Annotated in this window: 18 protein-coding genes and 2 pseudogenes; 11 read left to right on the forward strand and 9 right to left on the reverse strand. The window is 65.9% G+C overall.

The window, feature by feature from the left end; translation table 11 throughout:
* From AC1DIQ_RS06655 to AC1DIQ_RS06685, 7 genes and pseudogenes are all read left to right on the forward strand, one after another.
* Nucleotides 1-360 (forward strand): annotated as a pseudogene (locus AC1DIQ_RS06655) (methyl-accepting chemotaxis protein); the annotation flags it as partial.
* Between the two features lie 218 nt (nt 361-578).
* Nucleotides 579-2,861, forward strand: a complete 2,283-nt coding sequence (locus AC1DIQ_RS06660; RefSeq protein WP_478049712.1) for a methyl-accepting chemotaxis protein — start codon at nt 579-581, stop codon at nt 2,859-2,861.
* A gap of 53 nt (nt 2,862-2,914) precedes the next feature.
* Nucleotides 2,915-3,775, forward strand: coding sequence for a CheR family methyltransferase (locus tag AC1DIQ_RS06665; protein WP_121036714.1), 861 nt, complete (start codon nt 2,915-2,917; stop codon nt 3,773-3,775).
* Entirely contained in the window at nt 3,772-4,368 is a 597-nt protein-coding gene (gene cheD, locus AC1DIQ_RS06670) for a chemoreceptor glutamine deamidase CheD (protein ID WP_121036713.1), read from the forward strand. The genes AC1DIQ_RS06665 and cheD overlap by 4 nt, the downstream gene beginning before the upstream one ends.
* The gene (locus tag AC1DIQ_RS06675) at nt 4,365-5,435 is read left to right on the forward strand and encodes a protein-glutamate methylesterase/protein-glutamine glutaminase (RefSeq protein WP_282262987.1); all 1,071 of its coding nucleotides are present in this window, start codon (nt 4,365-4,367) and stop codon (nt 5,433-5,435) included. The genes cheD and AC1DIQ_RS06675 overlap by 4 nt, the downstream gene beginning before the upstream one ends.
* A gap of 109 nt (nt 5,436-5,544) precedes the next feature.
* A complete protein-coding gene (locus AC1DIQ_RS06680; RefSeq protein ID WP_152150754.1) occupies nt 5,545-6,783 on the forward strand; it encodes a hypothetical protein in 1,239 nt (412 codons plus the stop codon).
* Between the two features lie 48 nt (nt 6,784-6,831).
* A pseudogene (locus tag AC1DIQ_RS06685) lies at nt 6,832-6,930 on the forward strand (LysR substrate-binding domain-containing protein); the annotation flags it as partial.
* A 96-nt stretch (nt 6,931-7,026) separates the two neighbouring features.
* Here AC1DIQ_RS06685 and acnB read toward each other — a convergent pair.
* From acnB to AC1DIQ_RS06725, 8 genes are all read right to left on the reverse strand, one after another.
* Nucleotides 7,027-9,612, reverse strand: a complete 2,586-nt coding sequence (gene acnB, locus AC1DIQ_RS06690) for a bifunctional aconitate hydratase 2/2-methylisocitrate dehydratase (RefSeq protein ID WP_152150751.1) — start codon at nt 9,610-9,612, stop codon at nt 7,027-7,029.
* Nucleotides 9,613-9,661: 49 nt separating this feature from the next.
* The gene (locus tag AC1DIQ_RS06695) at nt 9,662-10,060 is read right to left on the reverse strand and encodes a type II toxin-antitoxin system VapC family toxin (RefSeq protein WP_121036709.1); all 399 of its coding nucleotides are present in this window, start codon (nt 10,058-10,060) and stop codon (nt 9,662-9,664) included.
* 7 nt (nt 10,061-10,067) lie between these two features.
* Nucleotides 10,068-10,292, reverse strand: coding sequence for an AbrB/MazE/SpoVT family DNA-binding domain-containing protein (locus tag AC1DIQ_RS06700; RefSeq protein WP_121036708.1), 225 nt, complete (start codon nt 10,290-10,292; stop codon nt 10,068-10,070).
* A gap of 98 nt (nt 10,293-10,390) precedes the next feature.
* Nucleotides 10,391-11,803 (reverse strand): OprO/OprP family phosphate-selective porin, encoded by a 1,413-nt coding sequence (locus AC1DIQ_RS06705; protein ID WP_478049713.1) that lies wholly within the window; start codon nt 11,801-11,803, stop codon nt 10,391-10,393.
* Between the two features lie 121 nt (nt 11,804-11,924).
* On the reverse strand, nt 11,925-12,701 hold the full coding sequence (locus AC1DIQ_RS06710; protein WP_121036706.1) for an ABC transporter permease: 777 nt from the start codon (nt 12,699-12,701) through the stop codon (nt 11,925-11,927).
* Nucleotides 12,685-13,518, reverse strand: a complete 834-nt coding sequence (locus tag AC1DIQ_RS06715) for an ABC transporter ATP-binding protein (protein ID WP_478049714.1) — start codon at nt 13,516-13,518, stop codon at nt 12,685-12,687. The genes AC1DIQ_RS06710 and AC1DIQ_RS06715 overlap by 17 nt, the downstream gene beginning before the upstream one ends.
* Nucleotides 13,519-13,537: 19 nt before the next feature.
* Nucleotides 13,538-14,584 carry an ABC transporter substrate-binding protein gene (locus tag AC1DIQ_RS06720; RefSeq protein ID WP_121041034.1) on the reverse strand — a complete coding sequence of 349 codons (1,047 nt, stop codon included), beginning with the start codon at nt 14,582-14,584 and terminating at the stop codon, nt 13,538-13,540.
* Between the two features lie 85 nt (nt 14,585-14,669).
* Nucleotides 14,670-15,776: a 4-oxalomesaconate tautomerase gene (locus AC1DIQ_RS06725; RefSeq protein WP_152150745.1), complete on the reverse strand. Its 1,107-nt coding sequence runs from the start codon at nt 15,774-15,776 to the stop codon at nt 14,670-14,672.
* 108 nt (nt 15,777-15,884) lie between these two features.
* On the opposite strand from AC1DIQ_RS06725, the gene AC1DIQ_RS06730 reads away from it, so the two are divergent.
* The 4 genes from AC1DIQ_RS06730 (at nt 15,885) to AC1DIQ_RS06745 (ending at nt 22,672) form a co-directional block, all read left to right on the forward strand.
* On the forward strand, nt 15,885-16,787 hold the full coding sequence (locus AC1DIQ_RS06730; protein WP_121036703.1) for a LysR family transcriptional regulator: 903 nt from the start codon (nt 15,885-15,887) through the stop codon (nt 16,785-16,787).
* Between the two features lie 175 nt (nt 16,788-16,962).
* Complete coding sequence (gene acnA, locus AC1DIQ_RS06735; RefSeq protein ID WP_478049715.1) at nt 16,963-19,719, forward strand: aconitate hydratase AcnA; 2,757 nt, start codon at nt 16,963-16,965, stop codon at nt 19,717-19,719.
* A 248-nt stretch (nt 19,720-19,967) separates the two neighbouring features.
* A complete protein-coding gene (locus tag AC1DIQ_RS06740; RefSeq protein WP_152150741.1) occupies nt 19,968-21,644 on the forward strand; it encodes a long-chain fatty acid--CoA ligase in 1,677 nt (558 codons plus the stop codon).
* Between the two features lie 158 nt (nt 21,645-21,802).
* Entirely contained in the window at nt 21,803-22,672 is an 870-nt protein-coding gene (locus AC1DIQ_RS06745) for a crotonase/enoyl-CoA hydratase family protein (protein WP_121036700.1), read from the forward strand.
* A gap of 62 nt (nt 22,673-22,734) precedes the next feature.
* On the opposite strand, the gene AC1DIQ_RS06750 is transcribed toward AC1DIQ_RS06745, so the two are convergent.
* Nucleotides 22,735-24,909 (reverse strand): ATP-binding protein, encoded by a 2,175-nt coding sequence (locus AC1DIQ_RS06750; protein WP_282263104.1) that lies wholly within the window; start codon nt 24,907-24,909, stop codon nt 22,735-22,737.

Below are 24,909 nucleotides of genomic sequence, written 5' to 3' on the forward strand. Positions count from 1 at the left end.
TCGGTGTCGGTGCAGCGCGTGACCGACATCATGGCCGAGATCTCCGCGGCCTCGCAGGAGCAGTCCGCCGGCATCGAGCAGGTCAACCAGACCGTGGTGCAGATGGATGAGACCACCCAGCAGAACGCCGCGCTGGTGGAAGAAGCCACCGCCGCTGCCCGTGCGATGGAAGAACAGGCCGGCCATCTGACCGATGCGGTGTCGATCTTCAAGCTGGACGAGCATGAGCTCGCACCCGCTCCGGTCGTGGCAGCCCCGCCGCGCGCCGTCCGCGCGCCGCTGGCGCAGGCTGCAGTGCGTCGCCCGGCCTCGCGCCCGGTGGCCACCGAACTGGCCGACGGCGACTGGCAGGAGTTCTAAGCCGCCCTGCGGCGTGTTGTGAATGACAGGCCCCGGTGCTTCGGCACCGGGGTTTTTTGTTGGCCGGCTGAATGGCCGATAGGCAACGCACTCAATACTCGCCGGATCCGGCCGATAACAGCATTGCCCGACACGTCGTCGCGGCCAGCCAGGATGGTGATCGCCACCGCGTGCTCCTGGCATCGCCACGTGCTTTTGCCCGCTCAGATGCCCTGCCCATGAATCTATTCCGCCGCTGGAACCCGTATTTCTCCAACCTGTCCGTCAGGCGCAAGCTCAACCTGCTGACCGTGCTGATCGCCCTGGGTGTCATCGCCCTGTCGGTGGTCGCTGCGCGCATGCAGTACCTGGATCTGACCGACACCCGCAAGGACAGCCTGAAGACCCAGGTCGAGCTCACTTACGGCATCCTGGAGCACTACCACCGGCTGGCGGACAGCGGTGAACTGACCGAAGCCGCGGCCAAGCAGGCCGCGCTGACGGCGTTGGAAAGCATGCGTGCCGACGGCGACACCTACTACTTCAACGTGTACGACACGAACTACCGCATGCTCATGCATCCGTTCCGCAAGGAGCTGATCGGGCAGGACATGAAGGACTACCGCACCGATGACGGGGTGCGCGTGTACTACGACCAGATCGGCATGGCCCGCCTCGGCGGCGGCTTCGTCTCCTACCAGTGGGCCAAGCCGGGCACCGAGAAGGTGGTGGAGAAGGTCGCCTATGCCGGCATGTACGCACCATGGAACTGGGTGATCAGCAGCGGCGTCTACATGGACGATGTGCAGCAGCAGGCATTGGTGTTCACCGCCATCATGGCGGCGACCGGCGGCGGCGTGGTGCTGATCGTGCTGGCGCTGAGCTGGCTGATCGGCAACCGCATCACCCTGCCCCTGCGCCAGGCCACCCATGTGGCCGAGAGCATCGCCCGCGGCAAGCTGGACAGCCGCATCGGCGAGCAGGCCCATGACGAACCCGGCCGCCTGCTGGAAAGCATGGCGCGCATGCAGGAACAGCTGCACGCGGTGATCAGCGGCCAGCGCGAGATGGCCAGCCGTCATGACGCCGGCAACACCGGCTACCGCATGGACGAAACCGCCTTCCCCGGCGAGTACGGCCTGATGGTGCACGAGACCAACACCCTGGTCGGCGCGCACGTGCAGACCATGGACGAAGTACTGGCGGTGGTGCAGCATTACGCACAGGGCGACCTCAGCGCGGATATCGCGCGCTACCCGGGGGAGAAGGCCGCCATCACCAGCACCGTCGATGCGGTCAAGCAGAACCTGGGCAGCATCAATGGCGAGATCCAGCGCCTGGCTGCGGCCGCCGCCACCGGCGATTTCAGCCAGCGGGGCGATACCGCCCGCTTCGATCACGATTTCCGCAGGATGATCGGTCACCTCAACGCGATGATGCAGGTCAGCGATGAGAACCTGGGCAAGCTCTCGCAGTTGTTGTCGGCCATTGCCGAAGGCGATCTGACCGCGCGCATGCACGGCGATTTCCAGGGCGTCTTCGCCACCATGCGTGACGATGCCAACGCCACCGTTGCGCAGCTGACCCAGATCGTCGGCCAGATCCAGGAGGCCGCCGGCAGCATCAACCTGGCCGCCGGTGAAATCGCCACCGGCAACAGCGATCTGTCGCGCCGCACCGAGCAGCAGGCCGCCAACCTGGAAGAGACCGCCGCCTCGATGGAGGAACTCACCTCCACGGTGCGCCAGAACGCCGAACATGCCCGCCAGGCCAACCAGCTGGCAATCGGCGCACACACGGTGGCCTCCCAGGGCGGGAACGTCGTCGGCGAAGTGGTGACCACCATGGCCGCGATCCAGACCTCCTCCAGGAAGATCGCCGAGATCATCTCGGTCATCGACGGCATCGCCTTCCAGACCAATATCCTGGCGCTGAACGCCGCGGTGGAAGCCGCGCGTGCCGGCGAGCAGGGCCGCGGCTTTGCGGTGGTCGCCTCAGAGGTTCGCACGCTTGCCCAGCGCTCGGCCGGCGCGGCCAAGGAGATCAAGGGCCTGATCGACGACTCCGTCGGCAAGGTCGCCGAGGGCTCCCAGCTGGTCAACCAGGCCGGTGCCACCATGGGCGAGATCGTGGCCTCGGTGCAGCGCGTGACCGACATCATGGCCGAGATTTCCGCTGCCTCGCAGGAACAGTCCGCCGGCATCGACCAGGTCAACCAGACCGTGGTGCAGATGGACGAGACCACCCAGCAGAACGCCGCCCTGGTGGAAGAAGCCACTGCCGCCGCCCGCGCGATGGAAGAACAGGCCACCCAGCTGGCCGATGCGGTGGCGATCTTCCGGCTGGACAACCAGGTCGCCCAGGCGGTCAGTGCCGTGACCGCCCGTGCGGTTGCCGAGCTGGCCCCGATGCGCCGCCCCAGCCGCCCGGTACCGCCGGCACCGCCTGCCCCGCGTGCCGCCGCCCCGGTGCGCACCCGGCGCAGCACGCCGGCCGATGACGGCAACTGGCAAGCATTCTGAGTTCCCGCGGCGATCCCGCGATCACCGCACCCCCTTCCCCTGCGAGTCCGCCCGTGTCCACGCCCCCCGCCAACGCCGCTTCACCGAACGCTCGCGAATTCGAGTTCGCCGACCGTGACTTCCGCCGCGTCTGCGAGCTGATCTACCAGCGCGTCGGCATCTCGCTGGCGCCGGCCAAGCGCGACATGGTCTATGGACGGCTGTCGCGGCGGCTGCGTGCGCTCGGCATGCGCAGCTTCAGCGACTACCTGGACCAGCTCGAAGCCCACGGCGGTGACGAATGGCAGGCGTTCACCAACGCGCTGACCACCAACCTCACCGCGTTCTTCCGCGAACCACACCACTTCGAGAAGCTCACCGAGGAACTGCGCCTTCGCGCCGGCCATGGCACGCTGCAGCTATGGTCATGCGCGGCTTCGACCGGCGAAGAGCCCTACTCGATGGCCATCACGGCCTGCGAGACCTTTGGCACGCTCAAACCGCCGGTACGCATCCTGGCGACCGACGTGGACACCCAGGTGCTGGCCACCGCCAGCCGCGGCGTGTACGCGATCGACCGCGTCGCCGGGCTGGATCCGGCCCTCCGAAAGCGCTACTTCCAGCGCGGTACCGGGCCCAACGAAGGCCATTGCCGGGTCAATCCGGCCCTGCGTGACCTCATCGACTACCGCCCGCTCAACCTGCTCGCCAACCGTTACGACGTCGGCGGCCCGTTCGATGCCCTGTTCTGCCGCAACGTGATGATCTATTTCGATAAACCGACCCAGCGCGGGATCCTCTCACGTCTCATCCAGCACATGGGCGATGACGGCCTGCTCTATACCGGCCACTCGGAGAACTACCTGCACGCCGCCGACCTGATCCAGCCCTGCGGCCGCACGCTGTACAAACGCGCGCCGGGAGCACCGGTATGAGTCTGCCGATCCGTAACGACGAGGTGATGCGCTATTTCGACAGCCGCTTCCAAGTGACCGCCGCCAAGCTGCTGCCAACCCAGTACCTGGCCGTGGATGACAACACCGCACTGACCACCACGCTGGGCTCCTGCGTGGCCGCCTGCCTGCGCGATCCAGTGCTCAAGATCGGCGGCATGAACCACTTCCTGCTGCCCGAGGGCAACGTCGGTGATGGCGCGCCAGCGCGTTACGGCAGCTACGCGATGGAACTGCTGATCAACGATCTGCTCAAGCGCGGCGCACACCGCAAGCGGCTGGAGGCCAAGGTATTTGGCGGGGCCAACGTGCTCAAGGGCTTCACCAGCAACCCGGTCGGCACCCGCAACGCCGAGTTCGTGCGCCAGTACCTGCAGGCCGAGCACATTCCGATCATCGCCGAGGACCTGTGCGGCATCCATCCACGCAAGGTGTGGTTCTTCGCCGATACCGGCCGCGTGGTCGTGCAGCGCCTGCCGCACGCGCATGAAGCCGAAGTGGCCGCGACCGAATCGGCCGTGCGCGCCCGCCTGTCCAAGGCCCCGGTCACCGGTGGCGTGGAGCTGTTTGAATGACCCACGGTGTGCCCTGCAAAGTGCTGATCGTCGACGACTCGGCGGTCGTCCGCCAGATGCTGAGCGAGATCCTCGCCAGCGATCCCGGCATCGAGGTCGTCGGCACCGCTGCCGACCCCCTGCTGGCGCGCGAGAAGATCAAGCGCCTGGCGCCGGACGTGATCACCCTGGACGTGGAAATGCCACGGATGGATGGCCTGGCCTTCCTGGAAAACCTGATGCGCCTGCATCCGCTGCCGGTGGTGATGATCTCCTCGCTGACCGAGCGTGGCGCTGACACCACGCTGCAGGCATTGGCCCTGGGCGCGGTGGACTTCGTGTCCAAGCCCAAGCTGGATGTCGCACGTGGCCTGCAGGGCTACGCCGACGAGATCATCGCCAAGGTCAAGATGGCCGCACGCTCGCGCGTGCGCCCGCTGTCCCGGCCCAATCCGCCGCGGATCACCCTGGGTGCCGTGGCGCCGGTGGCGACACCGCGCTCCATCCAGTTCCGCACCACCGACCGCCTGATCGCGATCGGCGCCTCCGCCGGGGGCACCGAGGCCCTGCGCGTGGTGCTGGAAGGCCTGCCTGCCGATGCCCCGGCCGTGGTGATGACCCAGCACCTGCCGGCGCAGTTCAGCACCCCGTTCGCCGAGCGCCTGGACCGCCATTCTGCAATGTCCGTGCGCGAAGCCAGCGACGGCGAAGCGGTCCTGCCCGGCCACGCCTACCTGCCGCCCGGTGGCAAGCACCTGCGCGTGATCCGCGACGGCGCCCGCTGGCGCTGCCGGATCGACGACGGCCCGCCGATCAACCGGCACAAGCCGGCGGTCGATGTCCTGTTCCGCTCGGTGGCCGAAAGCGCCGGCGCCAACGCGATCGGCGCGATCCTGACCGGCATGGGCGACGACGGTGCCCGCGGCTTGCTGGATCTTCGCAACGCCGGCGCCCCCACCCTCGTGCAGGATGAAGCCACCAGCGTGGTCTGGGGCATGCCGGGCAGCGCGGTGAGGATCGGCGCCGCGGAAGAAATGGTGCCGCTGGAGCGGATTGCGGAGCGGTTGATGGCGTTGGCGCGGGGTTGACGTGGAACAGCGTCGCGTTGAAGCTCCACGCGCGCTCTGCCCCGTCATCCCTCACATCACCGACCTGGATGGATAACCAGTCGTAGTCTGATTCCCAAGGAGCTTCACCATGGCATTACGCCTACACCACTTTCGCAACCTGATCTGTTCAACCTTCCTGCTGCCGCTCCCGGTCGTCGCCAGCGACAACCGCGATGCAGCTCCTTCGACGGCGCCATCGGCTGAATGGAGCTCGCATGTACAGATCAGCCCCGGGGCAGGAACCGTAGTCCATCGCGAACATCGCCCGGACGTAGTGCTGCGCGTCGTCAACCCATCCGATGGCGAGCGCATCAGCGCAACGGCAAAGAGCGGTCAGTTTGTCCGCCAGGTCTTCGGTGCCTCTTCGACGACACGTTTCGACAAGAACTACCTGAGCGGGACCAACGTTGATGCCGTGGCAAGCCCGGCAATAGAACATATGCCTGCGATGCTGGCGTCATGGCTTGATGGCTATTTCAGCGTCTTCCCCAACGCTGTTCCTTACGGCCGGGCGACCCTGCGGGTTGAAGCCAACGAATGGGCGCTGATCTATCAGGAGACGAAGCGGGGCGAACGACCCTACGAGCTCCGCCATTTCAGCATGCTGCGCCTGTTGCAGCCAGATGGCACGGCACATGAACTGCTGCGGTGTCACGATCAGGGCCGCAGTGCCACCATGGAACAGTGGCAGGCCGATGACTATGCTCGTCTGCGCGCCGCGTCACGCGAGTTGGCCGCTGCCTGTGTGCAGCAGTTCGTCGCCAAGATACCGCTGTACTTTCCCCAGCCGCCGGTTGCTGCACAGTTGCCAGCGGCCGATGGCAGCAGCGTCGGAACTGCACGTGTGCGCGTGCTCAGCCAAGCCACCCAGCGCGTGACCATGCTTACCAACGCCCGTTGCATGAGTGATCACGGCGCGACCTTCAACGACCCGCGCTGGAGCGTCTCGCGCACAGAACCCGCTGGGGACCCGGACGCGCAGAACCTCAGCCTTGGCATCCCCGAAACCGAGACGCTGCGCAGCGTGAAGCATCCCAAGTATCGCGAGTACGCGGTGGAGGCTGGGCAGCCACTGATCTTTGATGCTGCAATGCGACTGAGCGGCTACTTCTGCTCAGGACACCTTGCTTCGCAGTTCGTGCCGAAGTCCGGAGAAGACTACGAGGTGGTGATGAACACCGCAGGCAGGGCGTGCAAGCTGAGCATCCATCGGGTGGACGCCGATGGCAGCCGGTTGCCGGTAGCGGCCCGGCAAGCGCCGCTAGTCTGCACCCGACCGGATGCCGACTACGATGCGATTGCCCGCAGCCAGAAGCCCCCGCTGTAAATATGGCGTCGCCGCGCAACCTTTGGGTCAGCGTTGAGTGGAGTGACGCCATGGCTGAGCATTGAATGCGCTTCGGCATTGATCACCCGCGGTCTTCTGCTCGAAGAAGATTGGCTCACGTTGATGTCGCGCGGTCAGTTCGTGTTCTTACAAAAACACCCGGCTCGCGCCGGGTGTTTTCGTCTTTCATCCACCGATCAACGATCGATGGCCATCGGAGCCGGGCACCGCCCGGCGCCCGGATCAGGCAGCAACCGTACCGGCCACTTCCTGGTAGTCCTCGATCTGGTCGAAGTTCATGTAGCGGTAGATGTCCTTGCTGCTGGCATCCAGCACGCCGATGTCGGCCATGTACTCTTCCTTGGTCGGGATGCGACCCAGACGCGAGCAGATCGCGGCCAGTTCGGCCGAACCCAGGTACACGTTGGAGTTGCGGCCCAGACGGTTGGGGAAGTTGCGGGTCGAGGTCGAGAACACCGTCGCGCCTTCGCGCACCTGCGCCTGGTTGCCCATGCACAGCGAGCAGCCCGGCATTTCCATGCGTGCACCGGCGGTGCCGAAGGTGCCGTAATGGCCTTCCTTGGTCAGCTCCGAAGCATCCATCTTGGTCGGCGGGGCCACCCACAGCTTGGTCGGGATGTCGCGCTTGCCTTCCAGCAGCTTGGCGGCCGCGCGGAAGTGACCGATGTTGGTCATGCACGAACCGATGAACACTTCGTCGATCGCCGCACCGGCCACGTCGGACAGGGTCTTGACGTCATCCGGATCGTTCGGGCAGGCCACGATCGGCTCGTGGATGTCGGCCAGGTCGATCTCGATGACGGCGGCATACTCGGCGTCGGCATCCGGGGCCAGCAGCTCCGGGTTGGCCAGCCAGGCTTCCATCTTCTCGATGCGGCGCGCCAGCGAACGGGCGTCCTGGTAACCCTCGGCGATCATCCACTTCAGCAGCGTGATGTTGCTGGTGAGGTACTCGATGATCGGCTCCTTGTTCAGGTGCACCGAGCAACCGGCGGCCGAACGTTCGGCCGAGGCATCGGACAGTTCGAACGCCTGCTCGACCTTCAGCTCCGGCAGACCTTCGATTTCCAGGATGCGGCCGGAGAAGATGTTCTTCTTGCCGGCCTTGGCCACGGTGAGCAGACCGGACTTGATCGCGTACAGCGGGATCGCGTTGACCAGGTCACGCAGGGTCACGCCCGGCTGCATCTTGCCCTTGAAGCGGACCAGCACCGATTCGGGCATGTCCAGCGGCATCACGCCGGTGGCGGCCGCGAAGGCCACCAGGCCCGAGCCGGCCGGGAACGAAATGCCCACCGGGAAACGGGTGTGCGAGTCGCCACCGGTGCCGACGGTGTCGGGCAGCAGCATGCGGTTGAGCCAGCTGTGGATCACGCCGTCGCCCGGGCGCAGCGAGATGCCGCCACGGGTGGAGATGAACTCGGGCAGCGTGTGGTGGGTCTTGACGTCCACCGGCTTCGGGTACGCGGCGGTGTGGCAGAACGACTGCATCACCAGGTCGGCCGAGAAGCCCAGGCAGGCCAGGTCCTTCAGCTCGTCACGGGTCATCGGGCCGGTGGTGTCCTGCGAGCCCACCGAGGTCATCTTCGGTTCGCAGTAGGTGCCCGGGCGCATGCCCTGGCCTTCCGGCAGGCCACAGGCGCGGCCGACCATCTTCTGCGCCAGCGAGAAGCCCTTGCCGGTATCCGGCGGGTCCATCGGCAGGCGGAACAGATCGGTCGGGGCCAGGCCCAGCGCTTCACGCGCCTTGGCGGTCAGGCCGCGGCCGATGATCAGCGGAATGCGGCCACCGGCGCGCACTTCGTCGAACAGCACGTCGGACTTCACCTTGAACTCGGCAATGACCGCGCCGTCCTTCAGGGCCTTGCCGTCGTACGGGCGCAGCTCGATCACATCGCCCATGTTCATCTGCGACACGTCGAGTTCGATCGGCAGCGCGCCGGCGTCTTCCATCGTGTTGTAGAAGATCGGCGCGATCTTCGAGCCCAGGCACACGCCGCCGAAGCGCTTGTTCGGAATGAACGGAATATCTTCGCCGGTGAACCACAGCACCGAGTTGGTGGCCGACTTGCGGCTGGAACCGGTACCGACCACGTCGCCCACGTAGGCGACCAGGTGGCCCTTGTCCTTCAGCGATTCGATGAATTTGACCGGGCCGCGCTTGCCGTCTTCTTCCGGCTCGATGCCATCACGCTTGTTCTTCAGCATCGCCAAGGCGTGCAGCGGGATGTCCGGGCGGGTGGTGGCGTCCGGGGCCGGCGACAGGTCGTCGGTGTTGGTTTCGCCGGTCACCTTGAGCACGGTGATGGTCAGGCTTTCCGGCACCTGCGGACGGCTGGTGAACCATTCGGCATCGGCCCAGCTCTGCAGCACGCCCTGGGCGTTCGCGTTGCCGGCCTTGGCCTTTTCCTGCACGTCGTGGAACGCATCGAACACCAGCAGGGTGTTCTTGAGCGCATCGGCGGCGATGGCACCCACGGCGCTGTCGTCCAGCAGCTGGACCAGCGGGGCGACGTTGTAACCGCCGAGCATGGTGCCCAGCAGTTCGGTGGCGCGCTCGCGCGTGATCAGCGGATTGACTTCGCTGCCCAGGGCAATCGCGGCCAGGTACGAGGCCTTGACCTTGGCCGCGTCATCGACGCCGGCCGGCACGCGGTGGGTCAGCAGTTCCAGCAGGAACTCGGCTTCGCCGGCGGGCGGGTTCTTCAGCAGCTCGATGACGTCGGCCGTCTGCTGGGCGCTCAGCGGCAGCGGCGGGATGCCAAGCGCGGCGCGCTCGGCTACGTGGTGGCGGTAGGCTTCCAACATGACAACTCCCGGGTGATTCTTTGAAAGAATGCGGTTTAAAAGTATGGGCTCAGGCGTGCGGCACGATCAGCTTCAGGCCCTTGAAGTAGTCGCGGTAAAACGTGTCGTTCCAGGTGATCAGGCCATCGCACTGCAGCAGTGCATGGGCCCCCACCATGAAGTCGTCCAGGCTGCGCCGGCCTTGGCCACGCTGCCGGTGGCGGCGCTGCATCTCGCCGGCGCGCAGGGCGGATTTCGCCTCCAGCGCGTTGAAATGGACCCCCATCTCCTCCAGGGCCTCAAGCACTTCGGCGCCGCCGCGCAGCGAGGCACACAGCTCGGCCAGGGTCGCGCCGCAGACCACCACGCGCCCGCCGACCAGGCTCTGCCGCAGGCAGGCCTCCACGGCATCGGCCTGCGGGCCGTTGCTGAGCAGTTCGATCAGCACCGGCGAATCGACGGCGATCATGGCGGGCTCACTCTTCGTCACGGACAGCCTTCACCGCGGCCTCGGACGATTCGAAGCCATCGAGTGCGAATTTGCCGCGGGCGCGCGAGATCGCATCGTCCACGCTCTTGCGCAGGATGATCCGGCCGCCTTCCAGCTCCACGGTCAACTGGGTGCCCTTGGTCAGCCCCAGGGCATCACGCACGGCCTTGGGCAGCGTGATCTGTCCGCGTTCAGCAACAGTGGCTTCCATGGGTAGGCCCTCTTCGGTATGTACGAATTATACATACCTGCGAGGGCATACCGCCAGCATCCAGGGCGATCGGGGCTCAAGCGCCCCCTGCCCTGCGTTCAGAACACCAGCTGCAGACGGGTGTTGAAGGTCGTGCCCTCGTCAGGACCGGTGTAAGCGCCACCGCGGTTGTCGGTCCGCCAACGGACCACATCCAGCATCACCCGGCTGTAGTCGTTCAGGTACCAGTTGCCGCCGACCGTCCAGGCCCGGCCGGTACCGCCGGTGGGGAGTTCTGCGTAATCGACATCCTCATAGCGCGCCTTCAGCTCGAAGGCGCCATGCCCGCCTGCGGTGACTGGCTCGGCGACCTTGACCTTGCCCCAGGTGCCGGCCTTGGCCGAGTACGACGGCCGCGCGCCGGAAACGAACCACCCTGCCCCGACCGCCCACGCCGCATGATCCAGATCATAGCGGCCCCGCGCATCCACGCCCCGCAGCGTGCGGGTACCCCATTCGCCACTGGTCCAGAACGGCCCGAAGAAGCCTGCGGCTTCCAGTCCCCAGGCATTGCTGCGTTCGGCGCCGAGCAGCGTGCCCGGCGCAATCTTGATCTCGTCGTTGAAGTGACCACTGATCGCAGATGAGCGCAGCACACCGGAGGCGCCCGCGGATATCTCCTCGTGGAACGCCCAGCCGGCCAGATGCACGGTCGCGTTCCTGCCCAACACTGGATTCCAGTGCACGCGCGTGGCCCAGGTCAGACTGTCATTGTCGCTGCCGCTGTTGTTGAGATCGTTGCCGGCCGCCGAAACGCTGGCGTGCCATCCGTTGCCGTACACCCGCTCGGTCAGACCGACACCGAACAGGCCGCGTTGCGGCAGCATCAGTGTGCCGACCACGTTGCGGTCCTGGAACGGCGTGTTGGACGTACTGCTGGAGCCATCCAGACCGCGGTCATTGAGGCGATTGCCGATGGTCAGGTCAGCCGCCTGCCCGAACAGCGTGTGATCCACGCTGGCGTACACGGACTTCCACGCCACCGCGTTGTCGGCGAAATCACCTTCCACCACGTAGCCCAGAACGCCATGACGGCCCTCCGCGCCCAGGCGCACCGAACGGATTTCGGTGCCCGACAGGTTGCGCGCACCGTATCCGGATCCGGAGGTGCTGGATTGATCCACGAACAAGCGTCCGCGCGGGCGGAATGTGGATTCGCCATCGGCACTGCTGAATTCCGGTGCGCCCTTGGACCAGGATACCTTCGGCGCCTTGGACTGGGCCGTTTCGACGGCGGCGACGCGCTGCTCCAATGCCGGTGCAGCGGCCGGCGCAGCATTGCCCTCCACTGCACGCAACCGGGCTTCAAGCTGCTGGATCTGCAGCGCCTGCCGCTGGACCAGTTGGCTGAGTTCGGCCTGGCTCAGTGGCGCAGGGGCGGTGGAAGTCTGGGCGCCGGCATGGCCGCTGGCCAACAGCAGGCCGAGCGCCACCGACAGCGCTGCGCGGGGCAGCACATGGGACGTATGCATGAGGTCTCTCCGGCCAACCGGCACGCAGCCGGTGCTGGCCTGTTGCAGGGGTGCGGAAAAAACGTGGGAGGTCGCAGCAGCAGCGGCGCCGGCGAGAAAGCCGGCGCCGCCGGGCGATCGGTCAGCTGGTGGCTGACTGCTGGGCGTTCGGGCGCCAGGTGATGAGACGGTTCTCGACCACGTCGAGCAACGCATCGATGACCAGCACGAACGCGGCCAGGATGATGATGCCGGCGAACACGCCGACCGCGTTGAAGTTGCCTTCGGCCTGTGCGATCAGGTAGCCCAGGCCCGCCGAGGCGCCCAGATACTCACCGATGATGGCGCCGACGACGGCAAAGCCTACCGAGGTACGCAACGAGGACAGAATCCAGCTCGCGGCGGCCGGGAAGTACACATGGCGCAGCAGATCGCTGCGGCCTGCACCGAGAATGCGGGCGTTGGCCAGCACGACCGGGTTCACTTCACGCACGCCCTGCATGGCGTTGAAGAAGGTGGTGAAGAACACCAGCGTCACGGCCAGAGCCACCTTGGACCACAACCCCAGGCCCAGCCACAACACGAAGATCGGCGCGAGCACCACGCGCGGGATCGCGTTGAAGCCCTTGATGAACGGATCCAGGATGCGCGCCGAACGACGGCTCAGGCCGAGCCACACACCGCCGGCCACGCCCAGCGCGGTGCCGATCAGATAGCCCAGCGCGGTTTCGGTCAGGGTGATGTAGACGTGCTGGTAGAACGACGTATCAGCCAGCCAGGCATACATCTGCCGGCCGATATCCAGCGGTGCCGGGAAGAAGAACGGGTCGATGATGCCCAGCGTGGTGCCGGCCTGCCAGCCACCGAAGACGGTGACGACCAGCGCGATCTGGATGAAACGGTCAGTCTTGGCGTGCATAGCTCTTCTCCACTTCGCCGCGCAGGCAGGCCCAGATATCGCGGTACAGGTCGGTGAAACGTTCATCCAGCTTGATTTCGGCAACGTTGCGCGGCCGCTCAAGATCGACATCGAAACTGCGCACGACCCGTGCAGCCGGGCCGGAGGACAACACCACCACGCGGTCACCCAGCGCGATCGCCTCTTCCAGGTCATGGGTGATCAGGATCACTGAGCGGCGATCTTCCTGCCACAGCCGCAGCAGCTCGTTCTGCATCAGGTGCCGGGTATGGATGTCCAGGGCCGAGAACGGCTCATCCATCAGGATCACCTTGGGCTCCACGATCAGGGCCTGCGCCATCTGCACGCGCTTGCGCTGGCCGCCGGAGAGCTGGTGCGGGTAGCGGTGCTCGAAACCGGTCAGGCCGACTTTGGCCAGCCAGGCGTTGACCTTCTGCTTGCGTTCGGCGTCGGCAACGCCACGGAAACGCAGGCCGAGCTCAACGTTCTGGTACGCCGTCTTCCACGGCAACAGCGCGTCCTGCTGGAACAGGTAACCAACCGCCTCCTGTACGCCGGCGACCGGCTTGCCATCGATGGCGATCGCGCCGGCCGACGGCTTGAGCAGCCCGGCGACGGAGTTGAGGATGGTGCTCTTGCCGCAGCCGGTTGGCCCCACGATGGCGAGGAACTCGCCATTGCCGACCTGGATGTCGACATCGCGGACGGCGGTGAAGTCGCCGAAGGACATGGTCATGCGGTTGATGCTGACCATGGTCTGCGCAGGCTCCAGCTGCGGCGCGCCATTGAACTGACGCACGGTGGCATTGAGTGCCATGGGGAGTCTCCCTTGTGGGTTACGGTTGGGCCGGCGCCGAGGCGCTGGCACGTTCGACGAAGGCGTTCGTATAGGTCTTGGACAGATCGATCTCGGTCCCGGCAACGTCCTTGTTGAACTCGCGCAGCACCGCCAGCGGAGTTTCCAGATCGGCAGGAACGAAGCGGCCGTCGGTGGTGAAGATGGCGCGGGCGTTTTCCACGGCGCGCGCATAGGTCTTGCGGTCACCGGAGATGTAGGCATCCGGCAACGCGGCGACGATGTCTTCGGCGGTGTTGTCGGCGATGAAGCGCAGTGCCATCTGCTGGGCACGGGCGATCTTGGTCGCCGCTTCCGGACGCTTGTCCAGGAAGCTCTGGTTGGCATACATCACCGAGGTCGGATACAGCCCGCCGTACACCTGACGCGCGCCCTCATCACTGCGTGCATCGATGATGATGCGCCCGACCTTGCGCTCGGTGATCAGCGTCGCTGCCGGGTCATAGTTCACCAGCAGATCGATCTTGCCCTGCTCCAGTGCGGCCACCGCGGCGGCACCCGAGCCGACCCCGATCAGCGCAATGCTGTCCACCGGGATGTCGTGCTGGGCAAGAAAATGGCGCACGAAGAAATCCGATGAAGAGCCCGGTGCGGTGATGCCCACCTTCTGGCCCTTGATCGTCTCCGGCCGCGCCGGGTCGAAGCTGCCGTCCTCGCGCCCGGCCATCACCAGGCCCGAGTTGCGTGACAGCAGGACGAAGCCGACCACCTCTTTGTGCTTGGCCTGCATCTGGATGGTGTGATCGTAGAAGCCCACCGCCACATCGGTGGAATTGGCCACCAGGGCCTGTAGAACCTTCGAGCCGCCCTGGGCGAAATTCTCCGTCTGCACCTTCAACCCGACCTGGTCGAAATAGCCGTTCGCATCGGCGATGAAAAACGGCAGGTTGTTGAGGTTGTAGGAGCCGACGCTGATGCGGACCGGCGCGTTGTCCGCACCGGCGGCGCCTTCGGCGTCACCTTTACCGCACGCGGCGAGCGCCAGCGTTGCCGCGACCAGCGCGGCCTTGAACATCTGCTTGTACATCATCCCTCCCAGGATTGTGGTGCGTTGTTGCTTTCAGGGGTCCGGAGGGCACACCAGCACGGCGCCCCCTCCCGACGAAGTCAGGTCATGCCGCGGACGTCCATTGGGCGGCGTCGGTCGCCAGAGACGAGGTGGCGAACACGCGACCCTCGAACAGGCGACGGGCGGTGCGCACCACGCTGGCCACGACCGGCGCGTGCTCCGAGCTGCGGCTCAAGCCCACCTCCAGGGCACCGCTCGGATGTTCGAGGGTAATCCCCACAGGCAGGTCCACACACCCGACGAAAGTGTTGGCCAAGGTGCCTTCGGTGGCGGCCGCCGTGGCAATGCCGACGCCGCCGGTGATCGCCAGTGCCGTATGGCAGTGGTGGGGCATGAAGTAGCGCACCTGCAGGTCGCCGCCGTGTTCAGGGGCCGACAACAGCACCGGCTTGGGAATCACTTTGTCCCCGGCATCGGCAATGCCCATGCGTGCACCGGCCTCGATGCGGATCGCTTCGATCCGCGCCAGCAGTGCGCCATTCGTATTCAGTTCGGCCGGGCTCTCGCCGCCACGCAGGCCCAGATCGCACGCCCGCATCAGCACCATCGGCATCGCGCAATCGATCAGGCTTACCGTCACCCCGTGGATCTGTTCCTGCGCATTGCCGGTCGGCAGCAGGCGACCGGTGCGTGCGCCCGCCGCATCCAGGAACGACAACCGGACCGGTGCTGCACTACCGGGCGCACCGGCGATGCGCGTGTCACCGCGGTACACCACCTGGCCGCCCGGCGTTTCCACCGTGGCCAGGATGATCTTGCCGGTATTGACGTTGTGGATGCGCACCTCGGTGCGCGGATGGCGCGCAGCCACCAGGCCCTTCTCGATCGCATACGGACCTACGGCCGCCAGCATGTTGCCGCAGTTGGGCGAGGTATCCACCACACGCTGCTCGACCTTGACCTGGGCGAACAGATAGTCGACATCGGCGTCCGGCCGGCTGGCGCGATCAATGATCGCCACCTTGCTGGTCAGGGCGTTGCCGCCACCGATGCCATCGATCTGAAGCGGATGACCCGAACCCATGACCTCCAGCAGCAGGCGATCGCGGCGGGCGGTATCGGCAGGCAGGTCCGAGGCGAGGAAGAACGGCCCCTTGGAGGTGCCGCCGCGCATCAGAACGCAGGGAATGCTGGTGAGATCGTTGGACATACGTGTGCTAGATTGATGCGCCTATCAGATCAATGAACTTCTGTGATCCGATACTGGCATGAGCATAATTAATCTGTGAATTGCTCTTTTTTGGATGATTGATACCCCATGAGCATCAATTGCGAAATCCTGGATCTCCGCGCCTTTCTGCTGATCGCCGAGACGCGCAGTTTCCATCGCGCGGCCGAAGCGCTGCACGTGTCCCAGCCTGCGCTCAGCCGCCGCATCCAGAAGCTCGAACAGGCCGTCGGGGCGCCGCTGCTGGAGCGCACCACGCGCAGCGTCTCCACCACGGCCGTCGGCGAGAACCTGCTGCCGCTGGTGCGGCGCATGCTGGAAGAATTCGACGGCTCGCTGTTCTCGGTGCGGGGCCAGGACGACACCCGCGGTGCCCAGGTCACCATCGCCTGCCTGCCCACGGCCGCGTTCTACTTCCTGCCCAGTGTGATGGCCCGCTTCCACGAGGCCTTCCCGAACGTGCGCTTCCGCATCCTGGACATCCCGGCCACTGAAGGCCTGCAGGCGGTCGAACGTGGCGAGGTCGAGTTCGGCATCAACTTCATGGGTGCCAACGATCCCAATCTGGATTTCGACGTCCTGGCAGAAGACCCGTTCGTGCTCGCCTGCCGCCGCGACCACCCGCTGGCGAAAAAGAAGAAGGTTGAATGGGCCGACCTCGCCCGCCATCAGCTGATCACGGTGCACCGCACCAGCGGCAACCGAACGCTGCTCGATGGTGCGCTGGCGCGCGAGAACCTCAAGCTCAGCTGGCATTACGAAGTGACCCACCTGTCCACCTCGCTGGGCATGGTCGAGGCCGGCATCGGCGTGTCGGTGTTGCCGAAGATGGCGACCCCGGATGGCGAGCACCCGACCTTGGTCACCCGACCGATCGGCAACCCGGTGGTCTCGCGCACCATCGGCATCGTGCGCCGCCGCGGCGCCCTGCTCTCGCCCAGCGCCGAGCGCTTCCTGCAGATGCTGATGAGCCAGTGGCGCGGCCAGCCGTGACATCGGCACTACACATGCCCGTGTAACCTTGCGTCCTGAGCCCAAGGGCTGGCACGCCCCCGCCGCTGTCGCATACTGCGAGGGATCGGCGGGCGCAGCGAGCCCGACGGCAGCCGCAAGCAGGCGCGCGTTCCGGCGCAGCCGCTGCAAGCCATCAGCAAAGGAGTCATCTGCAATGAGCGATTCGTTCTCCACCCGCAGCCAGCTGGACGTCGGCGGCACCACCTACGACTACTTCAGCCTGCCCAAGCTCGGACAGACGTTCGACATCTCCCACCTGCCCTACTCGATGAAGATCCTGCTGGAGAATCTGCTCCGGCATGAGGATGGTGGCGTCACCGTCGGCAAGGACCACATCCAGGCCGTGGCCCAGTGGGACCCCAAGGCCGAGCCCGACATCGAGATCGCCTTCATGCCGGCCCGCGTGGTGCTGCAGGATTTCACCGGTGTGCCCTGCGTGGTCGATCTGGCCGCGATGCGCGATGCGGTGGTCAAGCTCGGCGGTCGGCCGGAGCAGATCAATCCGCAGATTCCCTCCGAGCTGGTGATCGATCACTCGGTGCAGGTCGATGTGTTCGGTACGCCCGACGCGCTGGACCTCAACGGCAAGATCGAATTCCAGCGTAATCAGGAACGCTATGGCTTCCTGCGCTGGGGCCAGAAGGCCTTCGACAACTTCAAGGTGGTGCCGCCCAACACCGGCATCGTCCACCAGGTGAATCTGGAAAACCTGGCCCGCGTCGTCATGACAGCGGACAAGAATGGCAAGGCGGTGGCGTACCCGGACACCGTGTTCGGGACCGACAGCCACACCACGATGATCAATGGCATCGGCGTGCTCGGCTGGGGTGTAGGCGGTATCGAAGCCGAGGCCGCCATGCTCGGCCAGCCGTCGTCGATGCTGATCCCGCAGGTGGTCGGCTTCAAGCTGACCGGCCGCATGCCCGAAGGCGCCACCGCCACCGATCTGGTGCTGACCGTCACCCAGATGCTGCGCAAGCACGGCGTGGTCGGCAAGTTCGTGGAGTTCTTCGGTGAGGGCCTGCAGCATCTGCCGCTGGCTGACCGTGCCACGATCGGCAACATGGCGCCGGAGTACGGCGCGACCTGCGGCATCTTCCCGATCGATGAGGAATCACTGACCTACCTGCGCCTGTCCGGCCGCAGCGAAGCGCAGATCGATCTCGTCGAAGCCTATGCCAAGGCCCAGGGCCTGTGGCACGACGCCAACACCGCGCACGCCAGCTACAGCGCCACGCTGGAACTGGACATGGGTCAGGTCAAGCCGTCGCTGGCCGGCCCGAAGCGCCCGCAGGACCGCGTGCTGCTGGAAGACGTCAAGCAGAACTACCGCGAGAACCTGGTCGGCCTGACCACCAACCGCGACAAGCGCAATGACGACGTCTCCAAGTTCGTCAACGAAGGCGGCGGTGCGGCGGTCGGCAACGAACAGCTGGCCAAGGGCTACAGCGATGTCGAGCTGGATGGTCACAGATTCCGCCTGAAAGATGGCGCGGTGGTGATCGCCGCGATCACCTCGTGCACCAATACCTCCAACCCGGCGGTGATGATCGGTGCCGGCCTGCTCGCCCGCAACGCTGCGGCCAAGGGCCTGGACCGCAAGCCGTGGGTCAAGACCTCGCTCGGCCCGGGCTCGCGCGTGGTCACCGATTACCTGGAAAAAGCCGGTGTGCTCGCCGAGCTGGAGAAGATCGGTTTCTATGTGGTCGGCTATGGTTGCACCACCTGCATCGGCAACTCCGGCCCGCTGCCGACCGAAGTCAGCGCGGGCACCGCTGCTGGTGACCTGGTGGTGGCATCGGTGTTGTCGGGCAACCGCAACTTCGAAGGCCGCGTGCACCCGGAAGTCAAAATGAACTACCTGGCCAGCCCGCCGCTGGTCGTCGCCTACGCCATCGCCGGCACCACCGATATCGACCTGACCACCGAGCCGCTGGGCACGGGCAGTGATGGGCAGCCGGTGTACCTGCGCGATATCTGGCCCAGCAACAAGGAAATCGGCGACGTGATCGCCGCGACCATCGGGCCGGAGATGTTCAAGAAGAACTATGCCGACGTATTCAAGGGCGACACCCGCTGGAACACCATCAAGTCGCCCGATGGCGATCTGTATGAGTGGGATGGCACCTCGACCTACATCAAGAACCCGCCCTACTTCGACGGCATGACCATGGACGTCGGCCACATCGACGACGTGCACGGCGCGCGTGTGATGGGCCTGTTCGGCGACTCGATCACCACCGATCACATCTCCCCGGCCGGCAACATCAAAAAGGATTCCCCGGCGGGCCGCTTCCTGCAGGAGCGTGGCGTGCAGCCGGCCGACTTCAACAGCTATGGCAGCCGTCGCGGCAACGATGACGTCATGGTGCGCGGCACCTTCGCCAACATCCGGATCAAAAACCTGATGTTCGGCGGCGAAGAAGGCGGCAACACGCTGTACTTCCCGAAGGACGGCGGCGAACCGCAGAAGCTGGCGATCTATGATGCGGCCGTCAAGTACAAGGCCGAGGGCGTCCCGCTGGTGGTGTTCGCCGGCAAGGAATACGGCACCGGTTCCTCCCGCGACTGGGCAGCCAAGGGCACCAACCTGCTGGGCGTCAAGGCGGTGATCGCCGAGAGCTTCGAGCGCATCCACCGCTCCAACCTGGTCGGCATGGGCGTGCTGCCGCTGCAGTTCAAGAACGGCGACAACGCACAGAGCCTGGGCCTGGACGGTTCGGAAGTGGTGGACATCACCGGCCTGGAGGATGGCGCCAGCAAGTCGGCCACCCTCACCGCGACCCGCGCCGATGGCACCAGGAAGACCTTCCAGGCCCATGTGATGCTGCTGACCCCGAAGGAAGTGGAGTACTTCAAGCACGGCGGCCTGCTGCAGTACGTGCTGCGCCAGCTGGCGGGCAAGAAGTAAGCCAGCCGCCGCGCTCTCGGCGGCACCGGGTCACACCGCCAACGGTCGTGATCCCCACGGTAGCCCACGACCGTTGGTCGTGGGCATCGACCTGGCATGTCGCAAACAGCGCGCCCGGGAACCCTCTCCGCCGCCTTTCTTCACCGGCCCTTCGCGTTTCCCATTCGGGACGGTATGCTGCCGAGGCATGAAACGACGGATACTCTCCGTCATCGCGTTACATCATCCACGTTTCCTGGAGGGGGAATATGAGTCTGGAACGACCCTGGCTGCAGAGTTATCCCAAAGGCGTACCCGCCGAGATCGACGTCAACGAGTTCCATTCGGTGTCGGCCGTCTTCGACACCTCGGTGGCCAAGTTCCGCGACCGCCCCGCCTACTCCAGTTTCGGCAAGGTTCTGACCTACGGGGAAACGGACGCACTGGTCGAGCAGTTCGCCGCCTACCTGCTCGGTGAGCTGCAGCTCAAGAAGGGCGACCGCGTTGCCCTGATGATGCCCAACTGCCTGCAGTACCCGATCGCGACCTTCGGCGTGCTGCGTGCCGGCCTGACCGTGGTCAACGTCAACCCGCTGTACACCGCCCGCGAGCTCAAGCACCAGCTGGTGGATTCCGGCGCGGCCGTGCTGGTGGTGGTCGACAACTTCTGCGACACCGTGCAGCAGGTCATCGCTGATACCCCGATCAAGCAGGTGGTGACCACCGGCCTGGGCGACATGCTCGGCGCCAAGGGCATCGTGGTGAACTTCGTGCTGAAGTACATCAAGAAGATGGTGCCCAACTACAGCCTGCGCGGTGCGATCCGCTTCAACCAGGCGCTCAAGCTGGGCAGCCGCCACACCCTGCCCAAGGTCGAGATCGATCACGACGACGTCGCCTTCCTGCAGTACACCGGCGGCACCACCGGCGTGGCCAAGGGTGCGATGCTGACCAACCGCAACCTGGTCGCCAACATGCAGCAGGCTTCGGCCTGGATCTCCGCCTCGGGGATCGAGATGGGCAAGGAGGTGATCATCACCGCCCTGCCGCTGTACCACATCTTCGCGTTGACGGCGAACGGCCTGGTCTTCATGAAGTTCGGTGGCTGCAACTACCTGATCACCAACCCGCGCGACATGAAGGGCTTCGTCAAGGAGCTCAAGGCGACCCGCTTCACCGCGATCACCGGCGTCAACACGCTGTTCAACGGCCTGCTCAACACGCCCGGCTTCGACGAGGTCGATTTCTCCTCGCTGAAGGTCACCCTGGGGGGCGGCATGGCGGTGCAGCGCGCCGTCGCCGAGCGCTGGAAGAAGGTCACCGGCGTGACCCTGGTCGAGGCCTACGGCCTGACCGAGACCTCGCCGGCCGCCTGCATCAATCCGCTCAGCCTGGCCGAGTACAACGGCGCGATCGGCCTGCCGATCCCGTCCACCGATGCCTGCGTGAAGGATGACGCCGGCAAGACGCTGGCCGCCGGCGAAGTCGGCGAGCTGTGCATCAAGGGCCCGCAGGTGATGAAGGGCTACTGGCAGCGCCCGGAGGACACCGCGCAGGCGGTCGATGCCGAGGGCTGGCTGCACACCGGCGACATGGCGCGCATGGATGAGCAGGGCTTCTTCTACATCGTGGATCGCAAGAAGGACATGATCCTGGTGTCCGGCTTCAACGTGTATCCCAACGAGGTTGAAGACGTCATCGCGATGATGCCCGGCGTGCTCGAAGTCGCCGCGGTCGGCGTGCCCGACGAGAAATCCGGCGAAGTGGTCAAGGTGGTCATCGTCAAGAAGGACCCCAACCTCACCGCGGAAATGGTCAAGGAGCATGCGCGTGCCAACCTGACCGGTTACAAGCATCCGCGCATCGTGGAGTTCCGCAAGGAGCTGCCGAAGACCAACGTCGGCAAGATCCTGCGCCGCGAACTGCGCGATACGCCCGCGCCGTAACGGCTCCCCAACGGCTGCATCTTCACAGGGCCCCTGCCGGCAACGGCGGGGGCCTTTTGCATTGCGTGAGATGCCGGGGGTGTAGGATCGCGGCGTGTGGACCCGTCAGGCCCGCCGCCCACCGTCCTCCCAGCGGGCCAGCCTCCGAGGAAATCGCCATGAGCACCATTGAAAAGCTGCCCGTCAACCACCGCTACGCCACCATCCGCACCGACACCACGGGCAACGACGATGCCCATTGGCTGTACATGCACGCCGATGCCGCCAGCGGCATCCGCCCGTGCTGCCGGAAGGACATGCTCGATGAAATGTGGAATTTCATGAGCGCCATCACGCGCACCCCGGCCGAGCGCAACAGCGGCAAGCTGCGCCATTTCGTGCTCGCCTCCGATGCGAATGCCTACAACCTGGGCGGCGATCTGGATCTGTTCACCCGCCTGATCCGCGAGGGCAACCGCGACCGCCTGCTGACCTACGCACAGCGCTGCGTGGAAGGCGTGCATCACCTGCACACCGGCTTCGGTGGCGACGTGCGCTCGATCGCGCTGATCCAGGGCGACGCGCTCGGCGGCGGCCTGGAGATGGCGCTGGCCTGCCACACCATCGTGGCAGAGGAAGGCTGCGGCATGGGCCTGCCGGAAGTGCTGTTCGGCCTGTTCCCGGGCATGGGCGCGTACTCGTTCCTGTGCAAGCGCGTGGCCCCGCAGCTGGCCGAGAAGATCATCCTGGACGGCCGCGTGTATTCCTCCGAAGAGATGCACGCCATGGGCGTGGTCGACGTGCTGGTGCCGAAGGGCCAGGGGGTCAAGGCGGTCGAGGATCTGATCCGCCAGCATCAGCGCATTCCGCACTCGTACCTGGCGATGAATGCCGCGCGCAACCTGGCCCAGGCCGTGCGCTACGACGAACTGCTGGAGATCACCAAAGTGTGGGTCGATTCGGCGCTGGCGCTGGGCGACAAGTCGCTGCGCACCATGGACCGCCTGATCAAGGCCCAGACCCGCCGCGCCACCCTCGACGTCGCCTGAGTCCTCCCCTCCCCTGTGTTGTTCAAGCCCGGCTGCCGCCGGGCTTTTTTAGTGTTGCCCGCTCAGCGCATGTCGCCGCCGTCGTCGGCGTGCCCCTGTGCCTTGCGCTGGGCACGCGCATCCAGTGCCTGACGGCCCTCCTTGATCCCGGCCTGCAGCAGGGTCACGCGCTGACGCCACTCACTCTTGAGCTGCCAATCGGCCATGCGCATCAGGTCGCCCGCGCGGTTGGCCACGCGGACCAGGCCCAGATTGCTGGCCACGCCCTTGATCGCGTGGGCCTGCTCACGGAAATGCACCCAATCGCCGCGCTCGCCGTCGGCCAGCGCCACACCGACGCACTGCTCGGCATCGGTCAGGCACTGGCGGATGAACTCGCGCTCGAAGCCATCGCCCATGCCGAGCGAAGCCAACTCGTCGAGCACGCCGGGATCCAGCACGCCATCCAATACGGTGGCGGTGCGCACGATCGGCGCGCTGGCCTTGAGTTGCCCGTTGGAGGCGATGTCGGCCAGCACGTCCAGCAGCCGCACGGCCACCACTGGCTTGGCCAGGAACGTGTGCGCACCGGCCTGGGTGCAGCGCTGGATCGCCTCGGGGGTGACATCGGCGCTGAGCACCAGCACCGGCGTGCGCGGACCGCCCCCGGCCTGCATCACGCGCAGCTCCTTGAGCATGTCCAGGCCACTCATGCCGGGCATGTGCAGATCGACGATGGCGGCATCGAAATCGCTCTCGGCCATCGCATCCAGCACCGCTTCGCCACCGTTGACGCACAGCACCTTGTGGCCCGCTTTCTGCAGCAGGCGCTGCAACACCATCCGGTTGGCCTCATGATCATCGGCGACCAGGATGTGCATGCTGCGCACGCGCGCGCGGTGGCGCAGGAACGGATCGGCGAAGGCGATGACATTGCCGTTGCGGTCCGGCAGCCCGTCGCCGACCAGGGCCGGGGTGACCGCGCCCAACGGCACGCGCGGCGGCGCGAACGGCAGCTCGAACCAGAAATGACTGCCCTGCGGCGGGTTTTCTTCGTAGCCGATGTCGCCGCCCATCGCCTCGACCAGGCCCTTGGCGATGGTCGTCCCCAGGCCGGTGCCTTCGTGCCGGCGGGCCATGCTGACATCGGCCTGCTCGAAGGCTTCGAACAGACGCGGGCGCATTTCCGGCGCAACGCCGATGCCGGTATCGAGGATGTCGAAGCGCAGCCGCACCCCGCCATTGGATTCGGCATTGAGCACGCCGACGCGGATTTCGACCCGGCCATGGTCGGTGAACTTGACCGCGTTGCCGGCGATGTTGAGCAGGATCTGGCGCAGGTGACCGAGATCGCCGCGCAACAAAGGCGGCACGGTATCGGCGACCTTGACCCGGTAGTCCAATCGCTTGGCCTTGGCCTGCGGCAGCAGGATCAGCCCGATCGCCTGGATCACATCGGCCAGGGCGAAGTCTTCGGCGGTCACGCGCAGCTTGCCCGCTTCGATCGCGGAGATGTCCAGCACCTCTTCCACCAGCGCCAGCAGACTGCGCGAGGAGGCCTGGATGGTATTGACGCACTCGCGCTGCTCTTCATCGAGCTTGGTGGTGGCCAGCAACTCGGTCATGCCCGACAGCCCGTTGAGCGGCGTGCGGAATTCATGACTCATGTTGGCCAGGAAGCGGCTCTTGGCCTCGCTCGCACGGCGCGCCTCGGCCATCGCCCGGGTCAACTGGCGCAGCAGCGTGGAGAAATACAGCGGCACCGCGGCCAGGCCCAGCCACAGGCCGAACGCCAGCCGGGCATTGCGTTCCCAGTAAGGCGTAAGCAGCGCGGTGCTGCCGAAGCTGACCATGGCCATCGCCACGGCCACATAGAGATAGTTGTTGCCATAGCGCATGCCGTTGCCGACCGTCACCCACATCACCACGATGTAGACCCAGGCCAGCGGCTCACCCATCTGCACCATGCCGGCGGCGATCAGCCCGTAGTCGGCCAGCATGCCGGCCACCCGGCGTGGATCCGAACGCCCCGGCCGCCACAGCAGCCAGCCGAACAGCCCAAGCGAGAGGGTCAGGCCGGTCAGCACGATCGCCAGCACGCCGTGGTACTGCGCCGGCGGCAGATCGTGCCGCGGCCCCGGCATCAGCACGTACAGCAGGATCAGGGTGATCAGCACGATGCGCACGATCGCCTGGCCGTGCTCGGTATCCGGGCGCTGCGCCAGACGTTGCTTCAGGCGCGGGTACAGACGACGCAT

The organism is Stenotrophomonas sp. 05L413, assembly GCF_056397945.1.

What these genes read in the sequence shown, in the direction of transcription:
- acnA (WP_478049715.1), top strand. Translation starts at nt 16,963, where the DNA reads ATGAGCGATTCGTTCTCCACCCGCAGCCAGCTGGACGTCGGCGGCACC.
- AC1DIQ_RS06745 (WP_121036700.1), top strand. Translation starts at nt 21,803, where the DNA reads ATGAGCACCATTGAAAAGCTGCCCGTCAACCACCGCTACGCCACCATC.
- acnB (WP_152150751.1), bottom strand. Translation starts at nt 9,612, where the DNA reads ATGTTGGAAGCCTACCGCCACCACGTAGCCGAGCGCGCCGCGCTTGGC.
- AC1DIQ_RS06730 (WP_121036703.1), top strand. Translation starts at nt 15,885, where the DNA reads ATGAGCATCAATTGCGAAATCCTGGATCTCCGCGCCTTTCTGCTGATC.
- AC1DIQ_RS06700 (WP_121036708.1), bottom strand. Translation starts at nt 10,292, where the DNA reads ATGGAAGCCACTGTTGCTGAACGCGGACAGATCACGCTGCCCAAGGCC.
- AC1DIQ_RS06705 (WP_478049713.1), bottom strand. Translation starts at nt 11,803, where the DNA reads ATGCATACGTCCCATGTGCTGCCCCGCGCAGCGCTGTCGGTGGCGCTC.
- AC1DIQ_RS06715 (WP_478049714.1), bottom strand. Translation starts at nt 13,518, where the DNA reads ATGGCACTCAATGCCACCGTGCGTCAGTTCAATGGCGCGCCGCAGCTG.
- AC1DIQ_RS06660 (WP_478049712.1), top strand. Translation starts at nt 579, where the DNA reads ATGAATCTATTCCGCCGCTGGAACCCGTATTTCTCCAACCTGTCCGTC.
- AC1DIQ_RS06740 (WP_152150741.1), top strand. Translation starts at nt 19,968, where the DNA reads ATGAGTCTGGAACGACCCTGGCTGCAGAGTTATCCCAAAGGCGTACCC.
- AC1DIQ_RS06750 (WP_282263104.1), bottom strand. Translation starts at nt 24,909, where the DNA reads ATGCGTCGTCTGTACCCGCGCCTGAAGCAACGTCTGGCGCAGCGCCCG.
- AC1DIQ_RS06720 (WP_121041034.1), bottom strand. Translation starts at nt 14,584, where the DNA reads ATGTACAAGCAGATGTTCAAGGCCGCGCTGGTCGCGGCAACGCTGGCG.
- AC1DIQ_RS06710 (WP_121036706.1), bottom strand. Translation starts at nt 12,701, where the DNA reads ATGCACGCCAAGACTGACCGTTTCATCCAGATCGCGCTGGTCGTCACC.
- AC1DIQ_RS06725 (WP_152150745.1), bottom strand. Translation starts at nt 15,776, where the DNA reads ATGTCCAACGATCTCACCAGCATTCCCTGCGTTCTGATGCGCGGCGGC.
- AC1DIQ_RS06695 (WP_121036709.1), bottom strand. Translation starts at nt 10,060, where the DNA reads ATGATCGCCGTCGATTCGCCGGTGCTGATCGAACTGCTCAGCAACGGC.
- AC1DIQ_RS06680 (WP_152150754.1), top strand. Translation starts at nt 5,545, where the DNA reads ATGGCATTACGCCTACACCACTTTCGCAACCTGATCTGTTCAACCTTC.
- AC1DIQ_RS06675 (WP_282262987.1), top strand. Translation starts at nt 4,365, where the DNA reads ATGACCCACGGTGTGCCCTGCAAAGTGCTGATCGTCGACGACTCGGCG.
- cheD (WP_121036713.1), top strand. Translation starts at nt 3,772, where the DNA reads ATGAGTCTGCCGATCCGTAACGACGAGGTGATGCGCTATTTCGACAGC.